Annotated in this window: 6 protein-coding genes, 2 tRNA genes and 1 pseudogene; 5 read left to right on the top strand and 4 right to left on the bottom strand. The window is 59.2% G+C overall.

The genetic code is table 11. The features are described from left to right. The coding region (locus ACIOU6_RS22135; protein WP_401138904.1) for an adenylosuccinate synthase at nt 1-1,242 on the top strand (1,242 nt) is incomplete at its 5' end. A 139-nt stretch (nt 1,243-1,381) separates the two neighbouring features. Beyond that, the gene (locus tag ACIOU6_RS22130; RefSeq protein ID WP_221733089.1) at nt 1,382-3,316 is read left to right on the top strand and encodes a methyl-accepting chemotaxis protein; all 1,935 of its coding nucleotides are present in this window, start codon (nt 1,382-1,384) and stop codon (nt 3,314-3,316) included. An 81-nt stretch (nt 3,317-3,397) separates the two neighbouring features. Here ACIOU6_RS22130 and ACIOU6_RS22125 read toward each other — a convergent pair whose 3' ends face one another. The 4 genes from ACIOU6_RS22125 to ACIOU6_RS22110 all read right to left on the bottom strand — a co-directional run bounded on the left by ACIOU6_RS22125 (nt 3,398) and on the right by ACIOU6_RS22110 (nt 6,517). Then, nucleotides 3,398-4,963 (bottom strand): ABC transporter permease, encoded by a 1,566-nt coding sequence (locus ACIOU6_RS22125; protein ID WP_401138903.1) that lies wholly within the window; start codon nt 4,961-4,963, stop codon nt 3,398-3,400. Further along, nucleotides 4,963-5,973, bottom strand: a complete 1,011-nt coding sequence (locus tag ACIOU6_RS22120) for an extracellular solute-binding protein (RefSeq protein WP_221733087.1) — start codon at nt 5,971-5,973, stop codon at nt 4,963-4,965. The genes ACIOU6_RS22125 and ACIOU6_RS22120 overlap by 1 nt, the downstream gene beginning before the upstream one ends. A 190-nt stretch (nt 5,974-6,163) precedes the next feature. Continuing rightward, nucleotides 6,164-6,250 (bottom strand) — tRNA-Leu (locus ACIOU6_RS22115). Between the two features lie 180 nt (nt 6,251-6,430). Continuing rightward, nucleotides 6,431-6,517: transfer RNA gene (locus ACIOU6_RS22110), tRNA-Leu, on the bottom strand. Between the two features lie 226 nt (nt 6,518-6,743). Between ACIOU6_RS22110 and rnr the strand changes: the two genes are divergently transcribed. From rnr to ACIOU6_RS22095, 3 genes and pseudogenes are all read left to right on the top strand, one after another. After that, on the top strand, nt 6,744-9,374 hold the full coding sequence (rnr, locus tag ACIOU6_RS22105) for a ribonuclease R (protein WP_401138902.1): 2,631 nt from the start codon (nt 6,744-6,746) through the stop codon (nt 9,372-9,374). Continuing rightward, a complete protein-coding gene (gene rlmB, locus ACIOU6_RS22100) occupies nt 9,371-10,135 on the top strand; it encodes a 23S rRNA (guanosine(2251)-2'-O)-methyltransferase RlmB (RefSeq protein WP_221733085.1) in 765 nt (254 codons plus the stop codon). The genes rnr and rlmB overlap by 4 nt, the downstream gene beginning before the upstream one ends. A 307-nt stretch (nt 10,136-10,442) precedes the next feature. Continuing rightward, nucleotides 10,443-10,506: pseudogene (locus tag ACIOU6_RS22095) on the top strand (30S ribosomal protein S6); the annotation flags it as partial.

The following is a 10,506-nucleotide window of genomic DNA, read 5'->3' as shown; positions in this document are numbered from 1 at the left end:
GGCAAGATCGTTGATCTGCTGACCGAACATGCTGCCGCCGTAGTGCGCTACCAAGGTGGCCACAACGCTGGTCACACCCTGGTGATCGACGGCGAAAAAACCGTCTTGCACCTGATCCCGTCGGGCGTATTGCGCGAAGGCGTGCAGTGCCTGATCGGTAACGGCGTGGTGGTTGCACCTGACGCGCTGATGCGGGAAATCAACAAGCTGGAGGAGAAAGGCGTGCCGGTGCGCGAGCGCCTGCGTATCAGCCCGTCTTGCCCGCTGATCCTGTCCTACCACGTTGCGCTGGACCAGGCTCGTGAAAAGGCCCGTGGCGAGCTGAAGATCGGTACGACCGGTCGCGGCATCGGCCCGGCTTACGAAGACAAGGTTGCACGTCGCGGTCTGCGCATCGGTGACCTGTTCCACCGCGAGCGTTTCGCCGCCAAGCTGGGCGAGTTGCTGGATTACCACAACTTCGTACTGGTCAATTACTACAAAGAGCCGGCCATCGACTTCCAGAAGACTCTCGACGAGTGCATGGAATACGCTGAGCTGCTCAAGCCGATGATGCTCGACGTCACTGCCGAACTGCACGACCTGCGTCGCGCCGGCAAAGACATCATGTTCGAAGGCGCCCAAGGCTCGCTGCTGGACATCGACCACGGTACCTACCCGTACGTCACCAGCTCCAACACCACGGCTGGTGGCATCGCCACTGGTTCCGGTGTTGGTCCGATGTTCCTGGACTACATCCTCGGCATCACCAAGGCTTACACCACTCGTGTGGGTTCGGGACCTTTCCCGACTGAACTGTTCGACGATGTTGGCGCATTCCTGGCCAAACGTGGCCACGAGTTCGGTGCAACCACCGGTCGTGCCCGTCGTTGCGGCTGGTTTGACGCCGTCATCTTGCGTCGCGCTATCGATGTGAACAGCATCTCGGGCCTGTGCCTGACCAAGCTGGACGTACTGGACGGTCTGGAAACCATCAACATCTGCGTTGGCTACAAGAACGCTGATGGTGCAGTGATCGATGCACCAACTGACGCTGATAGCTACATTGGCCTTGAGCCGGTGTACGAGCAGATGCCGGGCTGGAGCGAATCGACCCTGGGTGCCAAGACCCTGGAAGAGCTGCCACAGGCTGCGCGTAACTACATCAAACGCATCGAAGAGCTGGTCGGCGCGCCGATCGACATTATTTCGACGGGCCCGGATCGCAACGAAACCATCGTTCTGCGCCATCCGTTTGCTTGATAAGTCGTTGATGTAAAAAACAAAGGCCCCTTAATTGGGGCCTTTGTCGTTTATGCCTGTTGGACGGCATGACCTTTGCTGTGATTCTGTCTACAAGAGTGCCATCAAATTAATGGCGTCAGAAGTAGAGGTATTCACAGTGTCGGCCGTTCTCTCACTGTTACAAAGCCGTTTATTGCGGCCTGTATTCGTTACCCTTGGTATCGCCCTTTTGGTGCAGGTGTTGGTGGCTGTCGCCCTGACACGGAGCACGGTCACCGCGCTGGAGGCTGATCTGGCGGTGCGGCTCGGTGCTGACAGCCAGAAACTTTCCGGCGAACTGGAGCAGGCTGGGCGTGAAGTCACGTCGAGTCTTGACGCCTTGTCCGCCAACACTCGTCAGCGGCTGACCGCTGGTCTGTCGTCGCGTTTGAAGGAAGAGCAGGCACAACTTCGCGCGACACTGGAAAAGGATCTGCAGGATTCGGCCAATGACATGGCCCAATTGCTGGCTTCCGTTGCTCCTCGCGCCATGTGGGATAGCGATGTACCGACTTTGTCCGAATTCGCCCGTCGCGCCCAGCGCAACCCCAACGTGCTGTTCGTTGTGTACGACGATGCGACCGGTCAGCACCTGACCCGTTATCTCAACCGCGAAAACCCGATCAACAAGGCCTTGCTGGAAAAGGGTCAAGGTGAGCGTGCGCTGGATAAAGTGCTGAATGCGGCGAAGAACGACCCTTCGGTCTATTACCTCGAAGCGTCGATCAATCCCAATGGCGTGGAAATCGGCAAGGTGTTGATGGGGGTCTCCACGGCGTCCGTAGAGACCGATCTGGCGGCGCTGGATAAACGCTTCTCGGCGTTGATCGCCAGCAGTGATCAGTTGGTTGGTGACAGCCTCAAAGGCGCGGCAGCCGACAGTGCGACCGCGATGCGCGCGCGCCTGCAATCGGCGCAGTCGACTGCGGCAGAAATGAAAGCCAATACCGCCAGTACCGTGCAGGACGCCGCTGCAACTCTGCGCTGGCGGATCGGCATGGGCCTGGCGTTGGTCGGTGCTGGTGTGCTGCTGTTGTTGGCCGTGGTGCTGGGTCATCGTGTGGTCAATCGCCTGAAGATGCTCAATGCTGCGATGGATGATCTCGCTGCGGGTGAGGGCGATCTGACCAAGCGTGTGCAAATCAACAGCAAGGATGAGATCGGCGACATGGCCTCGGCGGTCAATCGCTTTGTGGATAAGTTGCAGCCGATCGTGCGCGAGGCGGGCGACGTGGCTCAGCGCACTGGTGTGGAAATCGGTGCGATGACCCTGCGCAATGCCGGCGCGGATGCAGCGGCCGGGATGCAGCGCGACGAAGTGGCGGAAAGTCTGCGCGCACTGTCGCAAATGGCTGATGAGGCGCAATCGGAAAGCCATGCCATGCAGGCGGCGTTGAAGCAGGTGGTCGACATTCGACAGGCCACCGATGAAAACACCCGTACGTCGGCCAAGGTCGGCAGCCTGATCGAGGCGCTCGCCGGACAGGTCGATACCGGGGCAAAAGTCATCGAGCGACTGGCGCAGCAGAGCGAGCAGATTGAAGTAGTGCTGACAGTGATTCACGGGATTGCCGAGCAAACCAATTTGCTGGCGCTGAACGCTGCTATCGAAGCGGCGCGGGCGGGCGAGACCGGGCGCGGTTTCGCCGTGGTGGCAGACGAGGTTCGTGCGCTGGCGAGTAAAACCCAGAGTTCTACCGGCGACATTCAAGCGCACATTGTGGCTTTGCAGCAGGGCGCGCGTGAGGCGGTGGAGGCGATTGGTCAGGCTGGGCGTCAGGCCAGCGAAGGTTTGCTGGTGCTGCGTGATAGCGCGCGCTTACAGCAATCTGTGCAGGTGTCGGTCGAACAGGTGCACGCGGCAATTGGTTTGGCCACGCAGGCGGCGGCGCATCAGGCGCAAGGGGCTCAGGCAGTGCGTGGGCGGGTCGAGACGATTCATGCTCAAGCCGAGAAAGCCGCTCAAGCGGTGGTGGAGACCACGGCCAGTGGCAAGGTGCTGGATGGTTTGGCGGCCCAGCTCAAGGCGAGCCTGGGGCAATTCAGGGCGTGATTCAGGCCCGATTGCCAGTCGGCTCACTCCCACAGGGGAATGCATTCCACTCTGGGAGTGAGTCGGCTCGCGATGGCCGTTTCAGCGGCTCAGGTACATCCGGGTTGTCAGCAGATAAACCGGCAATCCAGAAACCACAATCAACAGCGCCGCATAAGGCGCTGCGGCCGCAAACTCGACATTCGCCGTATGCGCCCACACCTCGGTTGCCAACGTATTGAGACCGGTCGGACTCAGCAGCAACGTCGCGGTCAATTCCTTCATCGCATCCAGAAACACCAACGCAAACGCTGCGCCCAATGCCGGGAAGATGATCGGCAGCGTCACCCGGCAAAACGCCGTAAACGACGATGCGCCCATTGTGCGTGCAGCCTCTTCCAGTTGCGGCGCTGCCTTGTTCAGTGCCGTGCGGATCGGAGCCTGAGCCAGCGGCAGGAACAACAGCGCATAAGCGATCAGCAACAGGCCGGACGTCTGATAGAGCACTGGTACGTAATGCAGGGCGAAATACACCAGCGTCAGCGCAATCACCAACCCCGGCAACGCGTGCAGCAGATACGGCAAGCGTTCGGCCCAGATCGCCAGTTGGCCTTTATAGCGCACCACCAGCAGCCCGACCGGCACTGCCAGCAACAGGCACAGTGCCGCGCCGCCCAGCGATAACGCCAGCGATGACAGCAGCGCCTCGGTAATGGCCGCAACCGGGAATGCAGCCGAAGAGCCCACAGCCAGCCAGTACGCCAGCATGCCCAGTGGAATCCCGCTGCCAATGATCGCCAGGATCAGGCAATACAACTGGCCGACCGCCGCCCAAGGTCCTAGCAGAACCTGTTCAGCCTGACGCGCCGCACCTTGCCCGGTGCGCACGTGCCGGCCCTTGCCGCGCACTCGCAGTTCCAACCACAGCAGCACCAGGCACAGCGCGAGCAGCACGGCGGACAGCATTGCCGCATTGGCGTTGCTGAATTCCAGTTCGAATTGTTGGTAGATCGCCGTCGTAAAGGTTTGCAGGCCAATGATCGACAGCGCGCCGAACTCCACCAGCATGTGTAAGGCGATCAGCAGCGAGCCGGCCAGCAGTGACGGCCAGAGCAGGGGCAGGGTGACCCGGAAAAAAACGCCCCAGCGATTCTGCCCCAGGGTGCGGGCTGACTCTTCGAGAGAAGGATCGAGATTGCGCAGAGTTGCCGCCACTGGCAGAAAGATCAGCGGGTATTTCGACAGGCTCATCACCAGAATCGCCCCGCCGAGGCCTTCGAACTGTGCGCTCAGCGAAACCCAGGTGAAGCTGCTGACAAACGCCGGAACCGCGAACGGCAGGCACAGGATCACACCCCACAAACGCCGCCCCGGCAGATTGCTGCGCTCCAGCAGCCAGGCCAGCGATAGACCGATCACGCCGCAGGTGATAGTCACGCCGACCATCAAGGCCAGCGTATTGCGCAGTAGACCGAAGACATAGGGGCGCCACAACAAATGCAGCGCCTCGGCCCAGCCGGCCTGCCAAGTCTTTATCCCAACGTAGGCCAGCGGCAACAGGCTCATGACCACCAATAACAATACCGGCAGCACCAGCCAGATCGATGGTCGCTTGCGCCGTGGCACGTAGCCCCCGCGCGCGGCGGGGGCGGATAACGATGCGGTCATCAGTTCAAGCCAACTTCACGTTCCAACTCCAGTGCCTCTTCGGCATTGCCCAAATCGGCCGGCGTGACGTTCGGCCCTTCCAGTTCGCTGAACGGCTTGAGGCCGCGATCCGATTCCATGCCTTTGTGCAGCGGGTATTCGGCGGTGGTTTGGGTGATCACGCGCTGGCCTTCTTCGCTGGCCATGTAGGCGAGCAATTGCTGCGCTTCTTTTGGGTGTTCGCTGGATTTCAGCACGGCAGCACTGGAAACGGTAATCAAGCCGCCGACATCGCCACCGGTGAAGTAGTGCAGTTTGGAATCCAGTTGGCCTTTCTCGCGTTGCAGGGCAAACCAGTAGTAGTTGTTCACCAGTACAGCGGCAACTTCACCGTTCTCGACGGCTTTGAGCGCGACCATGTTGTTGCTGTAGGTCTTGCCGAAAGCGCGCAGGCCGGTCAGCCATTCTTCGGCGGCATCACGACCGTGCATCTTGATGATTGCTACGGCCTGTTCCTGGAAGGCGCCGCTGGTTGGCACAAAGCCGATCTTGCCCTGCCATTTCGGCTCGGAGAATTCCATCACCGACGTTGGCAGGTCTTTTTCGTCGATCAGTGTCGGGTTGAACGCGGCCACTCGAACGCGGGCGGTGACGCCGATCCAGGTACCGTTGCCAGCGACGTATTTTTTCGGCAGTACGGCCAGGGTGGCGTCATCGGTCTTGGCCAGCAGGCCCTGTTCGCCGAGGTTATTCAGTGGAGGGGATTCTTCGGTGTAGATCACGTCGGCGGGGGAGCGGTCGCCTTCTTCGATGATCTGGCTGGCGAGCTGATTGCTGCTGCCTTTGCGGACATTGACGTGAATGCCGGTCTTGGCTTCAAAGGCTTTGGCGATCGCGTCGCCCACTTCCTTGTGTTGGCCGTTATAGAGAGTCAGGGAAACCGCATCGGCAGCCTGGGCGAGGGGGGTGGCGAGTGCCAGGCCGAGGAGGGTGAAGGTAAAGCCTCGGCGCAGGGTATTTCGAAACGTCATTCGCAGGGTTCCTCACTGTCGCATTGCAAAAACTTGCAACAATGATAAACGATATTGTTTCTCAAATGCGCCTTGTGGCGTGGGCACAGGTTTGCTATCGCGAGGGGAATGGATTTTCAAATGCCAGAAACGCAAAAACCCGCTTTCGCGGGTTTCTGTGAAATCCAAGGCCTTAACCTTGAATTTGAATTGGTGCCCAGAAGAAGACTCGAACTTCCACGACCGTAAGGTCACCAGCACCTGAAGCTGGCGTGTCTACCAATTTCACCATCTGGGCAATCATCGCTAGCGTTGCCGCTGTTGATGTGGCGCACTATACGGAGCGCGTTTTAATCTGTAAACCCCTGATTTAATTTTAATAAATCAGTTTTAAGAAAACCGTTCCTTAGAATGCAAAAAACCCGCTTTCGCGGGTTTTGTGTGAGCCTTGAAACTGATCTAGTCTCAAGCTCTAAATTGGTGCCCAGAAGAAGACTCGAACTTCCACGACCGTAAGGTCACCAGCACCTGAAGCTGGCGTGTCTACCAATTTCACCATCTGGGCAGTATCGGCAGCGCATCTGCGTCATCGATGGCGCGCACTATACGGAGCGTCTTTTTAACTGTAAACCCCTGCCGGCAAAAAAAATGGTTTTTTTTACCGGCGGTGTTCAAAACGGCTTTCCAGCTTCGATACAGGGCTTCAGAAGGGCCTTATAGAGTCGGAAATTTCCCGTTTGATGGCGCCTATGCCAAACTAACCCGTATATAGACAAGGTGAAAACTATCTAATGGCCGATTGGCAGTCCCTCGATCCCGAGGCCGCTCGTGAAGCGGAAAAATATGAAAACCCTATTCCTAGCCGCGAACTGATCCTGGCGCATCTCGCCGATCGGGGTTCGCCTGCTGCCCGCGAGCAACTGGTCGAAGAGTTTGGTCTGACCACAGAAGACCAGGTCGAAGCCCTGCGCCGCCGCCTGCGCGCCATGGAGCGCGACGCTCAACTGATCTACACCCGTCGTGGTACTTACGCACCGGTGGATAAGCTCGACCTGATCCTCGGTCGCATCAGCGGTCACCGTGACGGCTTTGGCTTCCTGGTGCCGGACGACGGTAGCGATGACCTGTTCATGAGCCCGGCGCAAATGCGTCTGGTGTTCGACGGTGATCGCGCGCTGGCCCGTGTTTCCGGCCTCGATCGTCGCGGTCGCCGCGAAGGTGTGATCGTTGAAGTGGTGACCCGTGCTCACGAAAGCATTGTCGGTCGCTACTTTGAAGAGGGCGGCATCGGCTTCGTCGTTGCGGACAATCCGAAGATCCAGCAAGAAGTGCTGGTGACCCCGGGTCGCAATGCCAACGCCCAGGTCGGCCAGTTCGTTGAGGTGAAGATCACTCACTGGCCGACGCCACGCTTTCAGCCGCAAGGCGATGTGGTTGAGGTGGTCGGCAACTACATGGCGCCGGGCATGGAAATCGATGTCGCCCTGCGTACCTACGACATTCCGCACGTCTGGCCTGAAGCGGTTCTCAAAGAAGCCGCCAAGCTCAAGCCGGAAGTGGAAGATAAAGACAAAGAGAAGCGCGTCGATCTGCGCCATCTGCCGTTCGTCACCATCGACGGCGAAGATGCCCGCGACTTCGACGATGCGGTCTATTGCGAAGCCAAGCCTGGCAAGCTGCGTCTGTTTTCCGGTGGCTGGAAGTTGTACGTGGCGATTGCCGATGTTTCCAGTTACGTGAAAATCGGCTCGGCGCTGGACAACGAAGCCCAGGTGCGCGGCAACTCGGTGTACTTCCCTGAGCGCGTAGTGCCGATGCTGCCAGAGCAGTTGTCCAACGGCCTCTGCTCGCTGAACCCGCATGTCGATCGTCTGGCCATGGTTTGCGAGATGACCATCTCCAAGTCTGGCGAAATGACTGACTACTGCTTCTATGAAGCGGTGATTCATTCCCACGCTCGTCTGACCTACAACAAGGTCAGCGCGATGCTGGAAACGCCGAAGGTTGCCGAAGCGCGTAAATTGCGTGGCGAATACACCGACGTCGTGCCGCACCTCAAGCAGCTTTATTCGCTCTACAAAGTGTTGCTGGCCGCCCGTCATGTGCGTGGCGCGATCGATTTCGAGACTCAGGAAACCCGGATCATCTTCGGTTCCGAACGCAAAATTGCCGAAATCCGTCCGACCATCCGTAACGATGCTCACAAGCTGATCGAGGAATGCATGCTGGCGGCCAACGTGGCCACCGCCGAATTCCTGAAGAAGCACGAAATCCCTGCACTGTACCGCGTTCACGCGGGCCCGCCGCCGGAGCGTCTGGAAAAGCTGCGCGCCTTCCTTGGCGAACTTGGCCTGTCCCTGCACAAAGGCAAGGACGGTCCGTCGCCGAAGGACTATCAGGCACTGCTGGCGAGCATCAAGGATCGTCCGGATTTCCACCTGATCCAGACCGTAATGCTGCGTTCGTTGAGTCAGGCGGTGTACAGCGCTGAAAACGATGGCCATTTCGGCCTGAATTACGAAGCCTATACCCACTTCACCTCGCCGATCCGTCGTTACCCGGACCTGCTTACGCACCGCGCGATCCGCAGCGTAATCCATTCCAAGCAAGACACCCCGCACGTTCGCCGTGCCGGTGCCATGACCATTCCGAAGGCACGCATCTATCCGTACGACGAAGCGGCGCTGGAGCAACTCGGCGAGCAATGCTCGATGAGCGAGCGCCGTGCCGATGAAGCGACCCGCGACGTAGTGAACTGGCTCAAGTGCGAGTTCATGAAGGATCGCGTGGGCGAATCGTTCCCGGGCGTGATCACCGCAGTGACCGGTTTCGGCCTGTTCGTCGAACTGACCGATATCTACGTCGAAGGCCTGGTGCATGTCACCGCGCTGCCGGGCGATTACTACCACTTCGACCCTGTGCATCACCGCCTGGCGGGCGAGCGCACCGGTCGTAGCTTCCGTCTCGGCGACACCGTTGAAGTGCGCGTGATGCGCGTCGATCTTGACGAGCGCAAGATCGACTTCGAGATGGCTGAAAAAACCATCAGCGCACCGATTGGTCGCAAAAAACGCGGTCACGAAACTGCAGCTCCAGCGTCCAAGGCTTCGGAAGAAAAGGCGCCGGCAAAAACCGCCAGTCGTCGTCCGGCCAAGGAAAAAGCTGCCGAAGCCTATCGCCCGAGCGATGCCGTGGCGAAAAACGCCGAGCTGCGTAAAAGCCGTGAAATGAAGAAAGCGCTGCTTTCCGACGCCAAAAACGGTGGTAAAGCGGCGTCCGGGGGAAAGACCGGGCGGTCGGCGCCTGAAAAGGCGACCGGCGGCAAACCAGCCAAACCGAGCAAGCACCGTAAAGGCCCGCCGAAGGCGGGTTCTGCTCCAGCCAAAAGTGGCGGAGCACGTAAACCGAAGGCGAAGTCATGAGTCAGTTGGAAAAAATCTACGGCGTTCACGCGGTAGAAGCGTTGCTGCGTCACCACCCTAAGCGCGTCAAGCAGATCTGGCTGGCTGAAAGCCGCAACGATCCGCGTGTGCAGACTCTGATCGAACTGGCCAATGAGAATCGTGTCCAGGTCGGTCAGGCTGAGCGACGTGAAATGGACGCTTGGGTTGAAGGCGTGCATCAGGGCGTGGTCGCGGACGTGAGTCCTAGCCAGGTCTGGGGCGAGGCGATGCTCGACGAGTTGCTTGATCGCACCGAAGGCGCGCCGCTGTTGCTGGTGCTCGACGGCGTGACCGATCCGCACAACCTCGGCGCCTGTCTGCGTTCGGCGGATGCTGCTGGTGCGCTCGCCGTGATCGTGCCCAAAGACAAGTCGGCGACCCTGACGCCCGTCGTGCGTAAAGTGGCCTGCGGTGCGGCGGAAGTGATTCCGCTGGTGGCAGTGACCAACCTTGCGCGCACACTGGAAAAGTTGCAGCAGCGTGGGCTCTGGGTTGTCGGTACGGCGGGCGAGGCCGAGGTCAGCATTTATGACCAGGACCTGACCGGCCCGACCATCCTGATCATGGGCGCCGAAGGCAAAGGCATGCGTCGCCTGACTCGCGAACATTGCGACTATCTGGTCAACCTGCCGATGGCCGGTAGCGTCAGCAGTCTCAACGTGTCCGTGGCGACGGGTGTATGCCTGTTCGAAGCGCAGCGCCAGCGTGGCGTCAAAGCCAAGGCCTCCGCCAAGAAATAAAGTTGTATGCAATCAATTGTGGGAGCGGGCTTGCTCGCGAAAGCGCAGTGTCAGTCGACAACAATGTTGCCTGATGTATCGCATTCGCGAGCAAGCCCGCTCCCACATTGGTTTGTGGTGAAGGCAGGATTGGTGGTTGTTCAAATAATCACCAATTGCCTTGCACCTCTGCAGTCCCTTCTCTACAATTGCGCCCCTTGCTGTCACGGCAGGCACGCATGTGCCCCGCACCGGCAAGTCCATAAGTGTCATTCACTCCTTGTCTGACCGTTTTTGAGCGGCAGGCTACAACCCGTAAGGAGCATTCATGCGTCATTACGAAATCATCTTTTTGGTCCACCCGGATCAAAGCGAGCAAGTCGGCGGCATGG

The sequence above is a fragment of the Pseudomonas sp. NPDC087615 genome (genome assembly GCF_044743445.1).
Classification (GTDB): Bacteria; Pseudomonadota; Gammaproteobacteria; order Pseudomonadales; family Pseudomonadaceae; genus Aquipseudomonas; species Aquipseudomonas baetica_A.
Note: the sequence above shows the minus strand (reverse complement) of the source record. Positions and strands in the feature narration are given on the sequence as shown.